Source organism: Cognatilysobacter segetis (genome assembly GCF_004359965.1).
Lineage (GTDB): Bacteria > Pseudomonadota > Gammaproteobacteria > Xanthomonadales > Xanthomonadaceae > Cognatilysobacter > Cognatilysobacter segetis.
This window is the reverse complement of sequence record NZ_SMRQ01000071.1, coordinates 1-14,569: the sequence shown is the minus strand read 5'-3', so window position 1 is coordinate 14,569 and position 14,569 is coordinate 1. Positions and strand designations below refer to the sequence as shown.

General features: G+C 69.1%; 13 protein-coding genes. 2 read left to right on the top strand and 11 right to left on the bottom strand.

From position 1 onward, the window contains the following. The 7 genes from E4F61_RS12830 to E4F61_RS12800 form a co-directional block, all read right to left on the bottom strand. Positions 1 to 565, bottom strand: a 565-nt coding sequence (locus E4F61_RS12830) for a DUF58 domain-containing protein (protein WP_133480032.1), incomplete at its 3' end; no start/stop codon positions are given. 5 nt (positions 566 to 570) lie between these two features. Then, positions 571 to 1,593, bottom strand: a complete 1,023-nt coding sequence (locus E4F61_RS12825; RefSeq protein WP_133480031.1) for an AAA family ATPase — start codon at positions 1,591 to 1,593, stop codon at positions 571 to 573. Between the two features lie 111 nt (positions 1,594 to 1,704). Continuing rightward, positions 1,705 to 3,654 carry a type IV pilus secretin PilQ gene (locus E4F61_RS12820; RefSeq protein WP_133480030.1) on the bottom strand — a complete coding sequence of 650 codons (1,950 nt, stop codon included), beginning with the start codon at positions 3,652 to 3,654 and terminating at the stop codon, positions 1,705 to 1,707. A gap of 19 nt (positions 3,655 to 3,673) precedes the next feature. Next, a complete protein-coding gene (locus E4F61_RS12815) occupies positions 3,674 to 4,201 on the bottom strand; it encodes a pilus assembly protein PilP (RefSeq protein ID WP_133480029.1) in 528 nt (175 codons plus the stop codon). A 1-nt stretch (position 4,202) separates the two neighbouring features. Continuing rightward, entirely contained in the window at positions 4,203 to 4,898 is a 696-nt protein-coding gene (locus E4F61_RS12810) for a type IV pilus inner membrane component PilO (RefSeq protein WP_133480028.1), read from the bottom strand. Then, positions 4,895 to 5,623, bottom strand: a complete 729-nt coding sequence (locus tag E4F61_RS12805; RefSeq protein ID WP_133480027.1) for a PilN domain-containing protein — start codon at positions 5,621 to 5,623, stop codon at positions 4,895 to 4,897. Before E4F61_RS12805 ends, E4F61_RS12810 begins: the two co-directional genes overlap by 4 nt. Then, a complete protein-coding gene (locus tag E4F61_RS12800; protein WP_133480026.1) occupies positions 5,623 to 6,681 on the bottom strand; it encodes a pilus assembly protein PilM in 1,059 nt (352 codons plus the stop codon). Before E4F61_RS12800 ends, E4F61_RS12805 begins: the two co-directional genes overlap by 1 nt. Positions 6,682 to 6,920: 239 nt before the next feature. Here E4F61_RS12800 and E4F61_RS12795 point away from each other — a divergent pair, with 239 nt between their 5' ends. Both E4F61_RS12795 and E4F61_RS12790 read left to right on the top strand, forming a co-directional pair. Continuing rightward, positions 6,921 to 9,443 carry a penicillin-binding protein 1A gene (locus E4F61_RS12795; RefSeq protein ID WP_133480025.1) on the top strand — a complete coding sequence of 841 codons (2,523 nt, stop codon included), beginning with the start codon at positions 6,921 to 6,923 and terminating at the stop codon, positions 9,441 to 9,443. Positions 9,444 to 9,549: 106 nt separating this feature from the next. Next, complete coding sequence (locus E4F61_RS12790) at positions 9,550 to 10,209, top strand: hypothetical protein (RefSeq protein ID WP_133480024.1); 660 nt, start codon at positions 9,550 to 9,552, stop codon at positions 10,207 to 10,209. Positions 10,210 to 10,273: 64 nt separating this feature from the next. Here the strand turns inward: E4F61_RS12790 and E4F61_RS12785 are convergent, their stop codons facing one another. The 4 genes from E4F61_RS12785 to recG all read right to left on the bottom strand — a co-directional run. Beyond that, positions 10,274 to 11,575 (bottom strand): citrate synthase, encoded by a 1,302-nt coding sequence (locus E4F61_RS12785; protein ID WP_133480023.1) that lies wholly within the window; start codon positions 11,573 to 11,575, stop codon positions 10,274 to 10,276. Between the two features lie 280 nt (positions 11,576 to 11,855). Next, on the bottom strand, positions 11,856 to 12,101 hold the full coding sequence (locus E4F61_RS12780) for a type B 50S ribosomal protein L31 (protein WP_133480022.1): 246 nt from the start codon (positions 12,099 to 12,101) through the stop codon (positions 11,856 to 11,858). Between the two features lie 92 nt (positions 12,102 to 12,193). Continuing rightward, the gene (locus E4F61_RS12775; RefSeq protein ID WP_133480021.1) at positions 12,194 to 13,126 is read right to left on the bottom strand and encodes a nucleoside hydrolase; all 933 of its coding nucleotides are present in this window, start codon (positions 13,124 to 13,126) and stop codon (positions 12,194 to 12,196) included. A 30-nt stretch (positions 13,127 to 13,156) separates the two neighbouring features. Then, the coding region (gene recG, locus E4F61_RS12770) for an ATP-dependent DNA helicase RecG (protein WP_133480020.1) at positions 13,157 to 14,569 on the bottom strand (1,413 nt) is incomplete at its 5' end.

Below are 14,569 nucleotides of genomic sequence, written 5' to 3'. Positions count from 1 at the left end.
GGCGCTGCGCACGTTCCAGTGCAAAGGCGAGGCCCTGGTCGTCGTCGGGCGGTTGCGCATACCAGCGCGCGAGCGCGTCGATCACGCGGAGCGCGCCGCGCGGCCCGCCGGCCGGTGGTACCGGCGCCTCGCGCGGCGCGGCCCGCATGATGGCGACGCGGTCGCCCTCGCCCACCGCGCGCCACGCGATCGCCGCGCCCGCGCGGGCGGCCTGCACGGATTTGAAGCGCACACGCGTGCCGAAATACAGCGCGGCATTCGTATCGGCAACGAGCAGCGTCAGGCGCTCGCGCTCGGCGTGGAAAACTTTCGTATGCGCGCGGCCGGTGCGGGCAGTGAGGCGCCAGTCGACATGACGCGCATCGTCGCCGACGGTGTATTCGCGCGATTCGGCGTACTCCATGCCGCGCCCGCGCATCGGCGACGCGGCGAGGCCGGCGTTCGCATTGCGCACGCGCCTCAGGTGGCGCGGGCTCGACGCGACGGCGCGCAGCGCCACCAGCTCGGCCACCGACGGCACCACGCCGGGAGCGTCGGGATGTTCGCGTCCGCCTGCCATCGCCATCGGCCTTACGGCAGCGGCACCCGCGACAGCAGCTCGGCGACGAGGCGGCCGCCGTCCCAGCCCTCGGCGGTGGCTTCGAAGCTGGGCAGCACGCGGTGGCGCAGCACGTCCGCGGCCACGCTGCGCACGTCGTCGGGGGTCACGTAGTCCCGGCCGGCCAGCCATGCATGCGCACGCGCGCACCGCTCCAGCGCGATCGATCCGCGCGGGCTCGCGCCCCAGGCGATGCGTCGACCGAGCGCCGCGTCGTAGCGCTGCGCGTCGCGCGAGGCGAGCACCAGCTCGACGAGATAGCGCTCCACCGCGGGCGCCACGTGCAGCGACAGCACGTGGCGGCGGGCGGCGAACACGTCCTCGATGGACATGCGCTCGATCGGCGCGACCGGTGCCTCCACGCCCGTCTCAAGCATGCTGCGCGCGCGATCGCGCGCCAGGCGCAGGATCTCCGACTCGACCTCCGCGTCGGGATAGCCGATGCGCACGTGCATGAGGAAGCGATCCAGCTGCGCCTCGGGCAGCGGAAACGTGCCTTCCTGCTCGATCGGGTTCTGCGTCGCCATGACGAGGAACAGCGCCGGCAGCGGATAGGTTGCGCGCCCCACGGTCACCTGCCGCTCGCCCATCGCCTCCAGCAGCGCGGACTGCACCTTGGCCGGCGCTCGGTTGATCTCGTCGGCCAGCAGGAGGTGATGGAAGATCGGGCCGGGCTGGAACTCGAAGCGACCGTCCTGCGGACGCCAGACCTCCGTGCCGGTCAGGTCGGCGGGCAGCAGGTCCGGCGTGAACTGCACCCGGGCGAAGTCGGCGTGCAGGCGCGACGCGAGTGCCCGGATCGCGGTGGTCTTGGCGAGGCCGGGCGCGCCTTCGACCAGCAGATGGCCGTCCGCCAGCAGCGCGACGAGCAGCCGCTCGACCAGGGTGGCCTGCCCGACGATCTCGGCCTGCAGGGAGTCCCGCAGCCCGCTGAAGAGCCGGTGCAGTCGTGCGGCATCGGGGGCCGGTTCCATCGAGCGTTCCTGCGCATTCATGGGTGCATTCTGACCGGCAGGCGCCGCGGGAGTTCCGACGACGCCTTCACACGGGCGCCGGAAAACGAACGGGGCCCCGAAGGGCCCCGTCGATCATGCGATTGCGGCGGATCAGCGCTGCGCCACGTGCAACACCTTCGGCGTCACGAAGATCAGCAGCTCGGCCTTGTCCTTCGTCTTGCCGCGCTTCTTGAACAGGTTGCCCAGGAACGGGATGTCGGCCAGGAACGGCACCTTCGTCACGTCGCTGGTGTTGCTGAACTCGTAGACGCCGCCGATCACCACCGTCTGGCCGTCCTCGACCAGCACCGCGGTATTGACCTCGCGCTTGCTGATTTCCGGCACCTGGCCGACGCCGGTGTCGATGAAGCCCTCGACCTCGTCCTTCTTCACCGCCATGTTCAGGAACACGCGGCCGTCGTTGGTGATGGTTGGGGTGACGCGCATCTGCAGCACGACGTCCTTGAACGCGACGGTCGGCTGCGGCGTCGCACCCGGCGCTGCAGCCTGCAGGGTCACGTAGCCGACTTCCTTGCCCTGCGTGATGACCGCTTCGCGCTGGTTGCTGGTGACCACACGCGGATTGGAAATCACCTCGCCGCGGCCTTCGGTCTGCAGCGCCGACAGCTCGGCGTCCAGCGAGAAGCCCGCGTTGAGGATCGACAGGCCGACCGCACCGGCGGGGTTCGACACCGGCAGGTTCGTCATGAGCGAGCGGGTGTACGTGGCGCGCTGGCCCGAGATGATCGCCTCGCGGCGCGCCGATGCATTCGCACCCGCGTTCTCGGCGCTGCCACCGAAGCCCACCGACGTGGCATCCCCACGCCCGCCCTCTGCGCCGCTGATGCCGAACTTGGCACCCAGCTCGCGCGAGAAGGTATCCGTGGCGATCACGACGCGGGCCTCGATCACCACCTGGTCGACCGGACGGTCGATCACGCGGATCAGCTCCTTCATCGCGGCGACCTTCTTCGGAATGTCGCTGATCATGAGCGTGTTGGTGCGCTCATCGGCGACCAGTCGGCCGCGCGGCGACAGGAAGCCGGTGTCGTTGGTCATCGAGCTGCCCGCGCCCGCGCCACCGCCGCCGTTGCCGCTGTTCGAACCGCCGATGCCCTTGGCCTCGGTCAGCGCCTTATAGATGGCGTCGGCGTTGTGGTAGTTGATCTGGATGTATTCGGTGACCAGATCCGTGCGGTTGTCGAGCGCGATGCGCGCGTCTTCGCGGTCCTGCTCGTACTTCGCGATTTCCGACTGCGGCGCGATCCACACCACGTTGCCGCTGCGGCGCTTGTCGAGCCCCTTGGCCTGCAGGACGATGTCCAGCGCCTGGTCCCACGGCACGTTGACCAGGCGCAGGGTCACGTTGCCCTGCACGGTGTCGGACGCGACGATGTTGAGGCCGGATTCCTCGGCGATCAGCTGCAGCACGGTGCGCACCGGCACGTCCTGGAAGTTGAACGTGACCGGCTTACCCGCGTAGCGGGCTGCGGCGCTGCTCGCGATCACCTGCGCCGCGGCGGTCTTGATGGCGGCCGTACCGCCGACCGCGCGCGTCGATGCCGCGGATTTCGGCGTGATCTCGACGATGTAGTCGCGACCCGTCTGGTAGGCCATCGAGTCGAACGAACCGGTGGTATCGAGCACCAGCTGCGTGCCGGCACCACTCATCCGGGGATCGACGCGCGTGACCGGCGTGGCGAAATCGCTCACGTCCAGCGTCTTGCGCAGGTTGTCGGGCAGCTGGGCGTTGCCGATGTCCACGATCACGCTCGAGCCGACCTTCCGCAGGTCCGGCATCGCGCCGTCGCCGCTGAAGTGCACGACCAGGCGTCCGGCGCCGTCGTCGCCGCGCTTGAAATCGATGTCGGCGACGCTGACGGCGCCCGGCAGCTGCTTGGCCGGATCGAGGCTCGGTGCGGGCGCGACCGGGGCGCTCGACACCGGCGGCGCGGCATGGACGCTTCCGAGGGCGGCGAGCAGGCCGAGGGCGACACCCGCGAGCCCCACCCCAACCTGGGGACGGGCCTTCCTTGCGGATTGGGCAGTTTTAGAAATCATGATCCTCATCCCCTCAGCATCACTTGTTGTCGTCGAGTGCCAGCGTGGCCGGCCGTTCCAGCCAGCCACCCGCCCCGTCGGGCACCAGTTCCACCAGCTCGATATGGTCTTCGCGAACCGCGGTCACGCGGCCGTCGGACTGACCCACGTAGTCCCCCGGTCGAACGCGGTAGGTCACCTTGTCGGGTGCCATCACCAGCGCCGTCAGGCCGCCGCCCGTGCCGAGCGTGCCGACCATGTCGAGGCTGTCGAGCGGAAACGCTTCGAGCGCCTGCTTGCGCCGCGCCGAATCCGGACGCGGGCCGCTGCCGCTGCCGTCGTCGGCAAAGGCGCGGCTGAAGGGATCCCGCAGGCCCTGCGCCGCGTATTCGAATGTTTCGAACTGCTGCATCACGGGCAACGGATCGAGCGGCGGCGCCGGACGCGCGCGTGCCTCGGCGATCCATTTCTCGAGGTTGGGCGCATCGCCCGGCGTGCTGGTCACGCCGCGGGCGCAGCCGGTCAGGGCGGCGGCGAGCGCGACGGCGCGGATGATCGCGATACGCATGTCAGCCTCCCTCCGCGGCAGGGGCCGGCGCGGCGTTGGCGGGCTTCTGCCCGTTCGCGGCCGGAGCCGCCTGCTTCGCCACTTCCTCTTCGTCGAGGTAGCGGTACGTCTTGACCGTGCCGGACAACTCGAGCAGCCCGTCGTTGGCGCCGGCAGTGCCGGGGGTCGCGTTCTTGGGCTTCAGCGAGATGTCGTGCATGGTCATGATGACCACGCGCGGCAGCGAGGCGACGCCGCTCATGAATGCGCCGAACTGGTGGTACGTGCCCACCATGCGCAGCGAGATCGGCTTCTCGGCGTAGAAGTCCTTCGGCTGCTCGTCGCCCGGCTGGAACAGCTCGTTGGTGATGCCCGTCGCCAGCGCGGTCTGCGAGATGTCGACGATCAGGTCGGGCATTTCGTTCTTGCTGGGCAGCTGCCGCAGCATCTGCTGGAGCTGCTGCTCCATCTGCACGAGCTGCTGCTTCAGCGCACCCAAGTTCGCCGCCTGGCCCTGCTTGTCGTCGAACGACTTGCGAAGCTCAACTTCCTTCGCTTCGAGCGACGCGAGCTGGTCGCGCTTGTCGCCGATGAAGAGGAACCAGAACAGCGCGATGATCAGCAGGGCCATCAGGCCGCAGAACATGGCCTTGGCCTCGCGCGGCCACGAGCCCATGTTGTTGAAGTCGAGGCTCTTGATGTCGATCTTGCGGCTCACGACTGACCTCCCGGCGTGGTGGTCGCGGGGTTGGTGGCGGTCGGCTGCGGCGCAGGCGCGGCAGGCGCCGCCTCCGGCGTCGCAGGCGCGCCGGCAGCGGCCGGAGTGGCGGATGCCGGTGCGGCGGTCGCGGTTACCGGCGCGCTGTCGGGCACGCCGTCGCCGTCCGTATCGCGCGGCGCGTTCGGGTCGGCCAGCTTCACCAGCAGCCTGAACTCGTACGGCAGCCCCTTGTCCTCGCCCTTGGCCTCGATGATCGACAGCTGCGGGTCGGTCATCCAGCCCGAACCTTCGAGGTTGCGCATATAGGTGGACACGCGCGCGTTCGACTGCGAGCGGCCCTCGAGCGTCAGCGCCTGGTCGTCCTGCTTGATGGACGTGAGCACGACGCCGTCGGGAATCGTGCGCACCAGCGAATCGAACAGGTGGACCATCTGCGAGCGGCTGGCCTGCAGCTTCTCGATCACTTCCTTGCGCGCGAGCAGCCGGGACTTGGTCTTGTTGAGCTCGGCGATCTCGGTGATCTGCTTGTCGACGTCCGCGATCTGCTGCTCCAGGTACGCGTTGCGCTCGGTCTGGCCGTCGATCTGCGCGCCGTAGAACATGTTGATGCCCATCGCGATGACCAGCGCGCCGATCGCGGTCGCGCCCAGCATCACGCCGAATTCCTTCTGGCGCTGCTTGCGGCGCTCGGCGCGCCACGGGAGGAGGTTGATGCGTGCCATCAGTCGAAGCTCCTCAGCGCGAGCCCGCAGGCGATCATGAGCGAGGGCGCGTCCTGCGCGAGGGCGTGCGGCTGCACGCGCGGCCCCAGCGTCATGTTCGCGAGCGGGTTGGCGACGAGCGTCGGCACGCCGAGCTGGTCCTCGAGCATCCGGTCGATGCCGGTGATCGACGCGCCGCCGCCGGCGATGACCAGCTGGTCGACGCGGTTGAATTCGCTGCCGGCGTAGAAGAACTGCAGCAGGCGGCTGATCTGCTGGACCATCGCCTCCTTGAACGGCTCCAGCACCTCGGTCTGGTAGCCCTCGGGCAGCCCGCCCTGGCGCTTGGCCTGGCCGGCTTCCTCGTAGGACAGGCCGTAGCGGCGCATGACTTCGTCGGTGAGCTGCTTGCCGCCGAAGACCTGCTCGCGGGAATAGATCGTGCGCCCGTTGCGGAGCACGTACAGCGTCGTCATCGTCGCACCCGAGTCGACCAGCGCGACGAGGCCGTCACGCGGCGTCTTGAGCTGCTCGGAGAGCAGCGCGAAGGCGTTCTCGATCGCGAAGCTCTCGACGTCCATGACCCTCGCGGTGAGCCCGCCCAGCTCCAGCGCCGAGGCGCGGATCTCGACGTTCTCCGAGCGCGAAGCCGCCAGCAGCACCTGCACGGTGTCGGGCGTGTTGGGCATCGGGCCGAGGACCTCGAAGTCGAGGTTCACTTCGTCGATGGGGTACGGCACGTAGTTCGCCGCCTCGAGCTCGACCTGCGCTTCGAGTTCGTCGCCGTCGAGGTCCGACGGCATCGGGATCACCTTGGTGATCACCGCCGAGCCGGCGACCGCGGCGGACGCGTTGCGGGCCCGCGTGCCCGACCGGGACACCGCGCGCCGGATGGCCTCGCCCACCGCCTCGACCTCGACGATGTTCTTTTCCACCACGGCATTGGGCGGCAGCGGTTCCACCGCGTAGTGCTCGACCCGGTAACGGTTACCGGACCGCGACAGCTGCAAGAGCTTGACGGCGGTCGAGCTGATATCCACGCCGACCAACGCCGGCTGGCTCTTCGTGATCACGCCCACTTCGAATCTCCCCTGCCACAGGCGTTTAGGTGCGCTTCTTGCGGCACTGCCTAGATAACGGACTTTTCACCCTGTGGCAACAGTGACCTCACGTTTCGTGATGGGCACCGACAAAAATCCGTCACGCCCCGTCTGATCCGTCCGGGCAGCCCGATGCCGGTTTCCCGACGCCCGTCGATGCGAAGCGGCGGAGGCCGTCCTCTATACTCCTTACGAATTCTTTACGTGACATTTCGCCGATGCCCCGTTTCCGCCGCCTCCTCCGCTGGGCGCTGTTCGCGACCGCCGGCCTGATCGTCCTCGGCCTGATCGGTGCCGGTGCGCTGTACGCGGTGATCGCGCCCAAGCTGCCCGACGTGGAGACGCTGAGGGACGTGCAGCTGCAGGAGCCGATGTACGTCTACGCGAAGGACGGCCGCCTGATGGCGCTGTTCGGCGAGACCCGCCGGTATCCGATCGACATCGAGAAGGTGCCGGAGCTGCAGAAGAAGGCGTTCATCGCCATCGAGGACTCGCGCTTCTACGAGCACCACGGCGTCGATTTCAAGGGTGTCGCGCGCGCCGTGTGGCTGCTGGCGACCACTCGCGACAAGCGCGTTCCCGGCGGCTCGACGATCACACAGCAGGTGGCGCGCCAGTTCTTCCTCAGCAACGAATACAGCTACACGCGCAAGCTCGCGGAGATGCTGCTGGCCATGCGCATGGAGCGCGAGCTGAGCAAGGACGAGATCTTCGAGCTCTATCTCAACGTCAGCTTCTTCGGCAATCGCGCCTACGGCATCGCCGCCGCGTCCGAGTACTACTACGGCAAGCCCCTCGCCCAGCTGTCGCTGGACGAGATGGCCTCGCTGGCCGGCATTCCCAAGTTCCCGTCCAGCGCGAACCCGATCAGCAATCCCGAACGCGCCAAGCTGCGCCGCGACTACATCCTCGACCGCATGGCCGAGCTGAAGTTCGTGGGGCGCGCCGAGGCCGACGCCGCCAAGTCGGTGCCGATGCACGCCACGCCGCACGAGCGCCCGGTCGAGGTGTACGCGCCCTACGTGGCCGAAATGGTGCGGCAGGAAATGATCACGCGGTACGGTCCGGAGGCGCTGACCAAGGGCTACCACGTCACCACCACCATCGACCCGGCGCTGCAGGCCGCCGCCGAAACGGCCGTGCGCGACGGCCTGCACACCTACGATCGCCGCCACGGCTGGCGCGGGGCCGAGCGCCACCTCGACCTGGCCGATGATGCCGACGTGGCGGCGGCCGCGAAGCGCCTCGCGACGATTCCCGCGCAGGGCGCACTGCTGCCCGCGCTGGTCCTGTCCGCGCGCGCCGGCAATGCCGAGCTCGCCCTCGCCGACGGCCGCAGCATCACGCTCGACGGCGAGCATGCCTGGGAAGGCATGAGCCTGGCGTCGCTCAAGCGCGGCGACCTGGTGCGCGTGCGACGCGACGTGCCCGCCGCGGACAAGAAGAAGGACGCGACGGCCGCCGCCCCGTCCTACCGCCTCGCCCAGCTCCCCCGCGCGCAGGCGGCGCTGGTGTCCATCGACGCCATGAACGGCGCGTTGCGGGCACTCACCGGTGGCTACAGCTTCGCCGGCAACAAGTTCAACCGTGCCACGCAGGCCAAGCGCCAGCCCGGTTCGAGCTTCAAGCCGTTCGTGTATTCGGCGGCGTTCGAGCGCGGGTTCAATCCGGCGTCGATCGTGCTCGACGCGCCGGTCGTGTTCCGCGATCGCGTGGGCCACCTGTGGCGGCCGCAGAACGACACCGGCAACTTCGCCGGGCCCATGCGCCTGCGCGAGGCGATGGTGCAGTCGCGCAACCTCGTGTCCGTGCGCCTGCTCGACGCGATCGGCGTCGACTACGCGCGCAAGTTCATCAGCAATTTCGGCTTCGACGAAAAGTCGTTGCCGCCGAACCTCTCGATGTCGCTGGGCACCGCGTCGCTCACGCCGCTGTCGGTGGCGCGCGGCTACGCCGTCTTCTACAACGGCGGCTACCGCGTCACGCCCTGGTTCATCGATACGGTGAAGGACCGCAACGGCGCGGTGATCTTCAAGGAGAAGCCGGTCGTCGGCTGCCACGGCTGCGCGGTCGTCGCCAACGCCGCCGGCACCGCCAGCAACACGGCATCCACGGTGGTCGACGGCTTCGATCTCGGCCCCTCGCCCGCCGCGTCCGCCGCGCCCTCGGAAGCTCCGGGCAAGCCGGGCGAGAAGGCCGTGGCCACCGCGAAGAAGAAGCCCGACATGACCGGCATGACGCTGGCGCCCCGCGCGATCGACGAGCGGATCGGCTACCAGATCGTCTCGATCCTGCGCGACGTCGTACAGCGCGGCACCGGCACCGCCGCCAAGGTGCTCGGCCGCGAGGACGTCGGCGGCAAGACGGGCTCGACGAACGACCACCGCGACGCCTGGTTCTCCGGCTTCGGCGGACCGTACATCACCACCGTCTGGGTCGGTCGCGACGACTTCAAGTCGCTCGGTTACCGCGAATACGGCGGCAAGGCCGCGCTGCCGATCTGGATCGACTACATGCGCGTCGCGCTCAAGGACCAGCCGATCCAGCCGAACGATCCGCCGGACGGCATGGTCAAGGTCACGGTCGGCGCGGGCGGACGCCTGATCCCGGGCGGCACCGGCGGCATCACCGAGTGGGTGAAGGCCGAGGATCTGGAGCGCATGCAGAACGACATCGACTACGGCCCGTCGTCGTCGAACGATCCGCAGCAGGGCAGCGAAGAGTCCTACGACATCTTCTGAACGGGTTGCGACGCACGACACCGTGCGTCGACAGGGCCGTGCTAGCGTGCAGGCACCGGCGCTCGCCGGTGGCGGACACCCGCCTCGCCTGCCACGGAGCCCCGCCATGCGCCCTGCCCGTCAGCACGCCCACCTGCATGCCCAGTCCCGCCTCCGCGAGCGCCGCGAGCGCCTCGCGAGCGAGGCCGCGCGGCTGATGTCCGAAAGCGGGATCGCGGACTACCACCAGGCCAAGTTGAAGGCCGCCGAGCGGCTGGGCATCCACGACGATGCGTCGTTGCCCCGCAATGCGGAAATCGAGGCGGCGCTGCGCCAGTACCAGCGCCTGTTCGGACGCGACAGCGCGGGCGAGCTGCAGCGGCGGCGCGAAGCGGCCCTCGAGGCACTGCGGTTCTTCCGTGCGTTCGAGCCGCGGCTTGTAGGCCCGGTGCTCGAGGGCACCGCCGATGCGCGCTCGCCGGTGATGCTGCACCTGCATGTCGACGACGCCGAGGCGATCCATCGCTTCTTTGTCGAACACGACATCCCGGCGCAGGCGCGCAGTCGCCGACTGCGGCTCGACCGGCATCGCGACATCGACGCGCCGGTGTGGATCTTCAGCGCCGACGACCTGCCGTTCGACGTCACCGTGCTGCCGCACGACGTGCTGCGGCAGGCGCCGCTCTCGCCCGTCGACGAGAAGCCGATGCGACGCGCGAGCCACACGCAGCTGCGGCAGATCGTCGCCGACGCGGAGATCGAAGGCTTCGAGCGCGGGCTCGGCTGACGCCCGAAACGACGAAGCCGCGGACGGACCGCGGCTTCGCTTCACATCGGAATGTCGATGCCGCTCAGCGGCGGCTGGCATCCACGTAATCGCGCTGCGTGGCGCCGGTGTAGATCTGTCGCGGACGACCGATCTTGTTCTCCGGATCCTCCTGCTGCTCCAGCCAGTGGCTGACCCAGCCCGCGGTGCGCGCGATCGCGAACATGACCGTGAACATCTCGACCGGGATGCCCAACGCCTTGTAGATGATGCCGCTGTAGAAATCGACGTTCGGGTAGAGCTTGCGCGCGACGAAGTATTCGTCCTTCAGCGCGGCCTCCTCGAGCTTCATCGCGACCTCGAGCAGCGGGTCGTTGACGCCCAGCTGGCCGAGCACGTCGTGCGTCATCTTGCGCACCAGCGCCGCGCGCGGATCGTAATTCTTGTAGACGCGGTGGCCGAAGCCCATCAGCCGGAAGCCGGAATTCTTGTCCTTCGCCTTCTCGACCGCGCTGCCCACGTTCTCGGGGCGGCCGATCTCGGCGAGCATCTTGAGCACCGCCTCGTTCGCGCCACCGTGCGCCGGACCCCACAGCGCGGCCACGCCGCCCGCGATGCACGCGTACGGGTTCGCACCGGTGGAACCGATCAGGCGCACCGTCGACGTCGACGCGTTCTGCTCGTGGTCGGCGTGCAGGATGAAGAGCAGGTCCAGCGCCTTGGCGGCGACCGGGCTGAGCTCCAGCGGCTCGGCCGGCACTTCCTTCATCATGTGGAGGAAGCGCGTCGTGTAGTCCAGCGAATTCTTCGGATAGCGCATCGGCCAGCCGATCGAATAGCGATGGCAGGCGGCGGCGATGGTCGGGACCTTCGCGATCAGGCGGATCGCGGCGAGGCGGCGCTGCGCCGGATCCTCGAGGTCGAGCTCGTTGTGGTAGAAGCTCGCCATCGAGCCGAGCATGCCGACCAGCATCGCCATTGGATGCGCGTCGTGGCGGAAACCGTAGAGGAACGTGCGGAAGGCCTCGTGCATCATCGTGTGATGCGTGACCTCGTGCTCGAACGAGTCGAACTCCTGCTTGTTCGGCAGTTCGCCGTTCATCAGCAGGTAGGCGACCTCCAGGAAGCTCGACTTCTCGGCCAGCTGCTCGATCGGATAGCCGCGATAGAGCAGGACGCCCGCGTCACCGTCGATGTAGGTGATCGCCGACTTGCAGCTCGCCGTGGCGGTGAAGCCCGGATCGTAGGTGAAGCAGCCGGTTTCCTTCGGCAGCTTGGCGATGTCGATGCACGGCGCGCCGAGGGTCGGGTGCTGCACGGGCAGGGTCACGTTGGCATCGCCGGCGGTCAGGGTGACCTGCTGCAGGCCGGATTTCGTATCGGACACGGAGCGCTCCTGGGGGGCATGCGGCGGCGTCGCCGCGGCTGGAGGAGAAGTTTCTTGGGTCGTTTGCAAGCCGCGGATTATCGCACATACGCCTGCGTCGGCAGGTTCGACGAAAGTCCAATGGACCGTTCCGGTGATCCTGCCGCCCCGCCCCGCCGGGGAGCGCGCCTGTATCCGTCCAATTCAGCACTGCGTGCACTCCGCGACAACGCAAACGACGACGGCCGCCTCGGGGGCAGCCGTCGTTCGAAGCCTGGGAAGCGGCCGGCCGGAGCCGGAATTACTTCTTGGCGTAGCGCTGGCGGAACTTGTCGACGCGACCACCGGTGTCGATGATCTTGTTCTTGCCCGTGTAGAACGGGTGGGACGCCGACGAGATGTCGACCTTCACCAGCGGGTACTCGTTACCGTCTTCCCACTTGATCGTTTCCTTGCTGCCAAGGGTCGAACGCGTGAGGAACGAGAAATCCGTGGTGACGTCCTGGAACACGACGTCGCGGTAGTCCGGATGGATGCCGGTCTTCATGGCATTCACCAATCAGTATTCGGGGAGCCCGGCAGTATACGGACCGCCCGGGCGCCGTGCAAGCCGCGTGAGGGACGCCCGGTCCGAACGCTTCACGCGCCCAGCGCCGCCCGCATCCGGGCCTCGAACCGCGCCTGGTCGTAGCGCATGAGGATGCGGCAGTTGTCGGCCGCCCCGCCCTCGCGGCGCCAGTCCACGACCGTCGCGCCGCGGCTGTGCCGGCCGTCCAGTTCCACGGCGACCGGTCGCTCCAGCGTCTCGGCGGCGCCCTCGGGATCGAGCGCGAAGGCCATCGCCAGCGCATCGGCCGAATGCCAGTGGTCGCCGCGACGATCGCTCGACCACTCGCGGGTCTTCTTCGAGATTGCCTCGTAGAAGCGGGCCTTCGGCGAATCGGCCTGGAGCCAGCGCTCGAACCCATCGTGCGAGAAGCCGTGCGCCATGGTCGCTTCCCAGTCGGCAAGGTCGATGTGCGGGAAGCCTTCGAGGACGATGCGCGCCGCCTCGGGATCGAAGTAGACGTTGAACTCGGCGGCCGGCGTGATGTTGCCGTGGCCGGTCACCGCGCCGCCCATCACCACGAGCCGCGCGATACGCGACGGCAACGCGGGGTCGAGCTTCAGCGCCAGCGCGACGTTGGTGAGCGGACCGAGCGCCACCAGCAGGAGCCGGCCCGCGTACTCATGCGACAGGCGCAGGATGGCGAGCGCGGCGTGCTCCGCCTCGGCCTGCTTCGCGGCCTTCGCGTAGCCGATGTCGCCGAAGCCGTCGCGGCCGTGCACGTACGCCGCATCGCGCGCGGGATGCAGCAGCGGCGATGCGCAGCCGGCGAACACGGGCACGTCGACGCCCGCGACCTCGCAGAGCTTCAGCGCATTGGCGACGGTGTGCTCGAGCCCGACGTTGCCGGCAGCGATCGTCAGGCCGACCACGTCGTGGCGCGGATCGTCGAAGGCCATCAGCAGCGCCAGGGCGTCGTCCACGCCGGGATCGGTATCGATGAGGAGCGGGATGCGATCGTTCATCGATCGATTATGCAGAACTGGGCCGCGAGGTCACGCCGAGGCGTAGCGCACCGCGCCGCCGACCCAGCGCGCGACGATGCGCCCGGCCAGTTCCGGCGCGCGTTCGGCGACGCGCTCGCCCAGCGACTGCACGCGCGGCAGCAGGTCGGCGTCGCGCGTGAGATCGGCGACGCGGAATTCGGCAAGGCCGGTCTGGCGGGTGCCGAGCAACTCGCCGGGGCCTCGTAGCTCCAGGTCGCGCTCGGCAATGACGAAACCATCGTTCGTCTCGCGCATCGTGGACAGCCGTTCGCGCGCCATCTGGGACAGCGGCGGCTGGTAGAGCAGCACGCAGTTCGACACCGCGCTGCCCCGCCCCACCCGTCCACGCAGCTGGTGCAACTGCGACAGGCCCAGGCGCTCGGCGTTCTCGATGATCATCAGCGACGCGTTCGGCACGTCGACGCCGACTTCGATCACCGTTGTCGCAACGAGCAGATCGGTCCCGCCGTTCTTGAACGCAAGCATCGCGGCCTGCTTCTCGGCCGGCCGCATGCGGCCGTGCACGAGCCCCAGGCGCAGCTCGGGCAGCTGCGCGGTCAGCTCGTCGAATGCGGTCTGCGCGGCACGCGCGACCACCTCGTCGCTCTCGTCGATCAGCGTGCAGACCCAGTACGCCTGCCGCCCTTCCGCGCACGCCAGGCGGATGCGCTCGACGAGCTCCGGGCGGCGATCGGCGGCGAGCACGACCGTGGTGACGGGCGTGCGCCCTGGCGGCAGCTCGTCGATGGTCGACACATCGAGATCGGCGTAGGCGGCCATCGCCAGCGTGCGCGGGATCGGCGTGGCGGTCATGACCAGCTGGTGCGGCACGGTGCCACGGCCGCGCGGGCCCTTGTCGACCAGCGCGAGGCGCTGGTGCACGCCGAAGCGGTGCTGCTCGTCGACGATCGCGAGCGCGAGGTCGTGGAAGACCACGCCCTCCTGCATCAGTGCATGCGTGCCGACGACGACCTGTGCCGCGCCCGAGGCGACGTCGGCGAGCACTGCCGCGCGCGCCTTCCCGGTGACCTTGCCGGCGAGCCACGCGACACGCACACCCATCGGCTCCAGCCAGCCGCGCAGGTTGACGAGGTGCTGCTCGGCGAGCAGCTCGGTGGGCGCCATCAGCGCCGCCTGCTGGCCCTGAGCCACCGCCAGCAGCGCGGCCATCGCGGCGACGACCGTCTTGCCCGATCCGACATCGCCCTGCACCAGTCGCAGCATGGGCACGGGCTGCGAAAGGTCCGCGGCGAGTTCGGCGAACACGCGCGACTGCGCACCGGTGAGGCGGAAAGGCAGCGCGTCGCGCAGTCGCATCGCCAGACGCGTGTCGACCAGCGCCGGCGCGACATGCGCACGATGCGCGCGTCGCTGCCCGCGCAGGCTCAGGTGGTGCGCGAGCAGTTCCTCGAGCGCGAGGCG

Excerpts from the sequence above, each read along its gene's own strand:
- E4F61_RS12825 (WP_133480031.1), bottom strand. The coding sequence starts at position 1,593 with ATGAATGCGCAGGAACGCTCGATGGAACCGGCCCCCGATGCCGCACGA.
- E4F61_RS12820 (WP_133480030.1), bottom strand. The coding sequence starts at position 3,654 with ATGATTTCTAAAACTGCCCAATCCGCAAGGAAGGCCCGTCCCCAGGTT.
- E4F61_RS12815 (WP_133480029.1), bottom strand. The coding sequence starts at position 4,201 with ATGCGTATCGCGATCATCCGCGCCGTCGCGCTCGCCGCCGCCCTGACC.
- E4F61_RS12805 (WP_133480027.1), bottom strand. The coding sequence starts at position 5,623 with ATGGCACGCATCAACCTCCTCCCGTGGCGCGCCGAGCGCCGCAAGCAG.
- E4F61_RS12795 (WP_133480025.1), top strand. The coding sequence starts at position 6,921 with ATGCCCCGTTTCCGCCGCCTCCTCCGCTGGGCGCTGTTCGCGACCGCC.
- E4F61_RS12790 (WP_133480024.1), top strand. The coding sequence starts at position 9,550 with ATGCGCCCTGCCCGTCAGCACGCCCACCTGCATGCCCAGTCCCGCCTC.
- E4F61_RS12780 (WP_133480022.1), bottom strand. The coding sequence starts at position 12,101 with ATGAAGACCGGCATCCATCCGGACTACCGCGACGTCGTGTTCCAGGAC.
- E4F61_RS12775 (WP_133480021.1), bottom strand. The coding sequence starts at position 13,126 with ATGAACGATCGCATCCCGCTCCTCATCGATACCGATCCCGGCGTGGAC.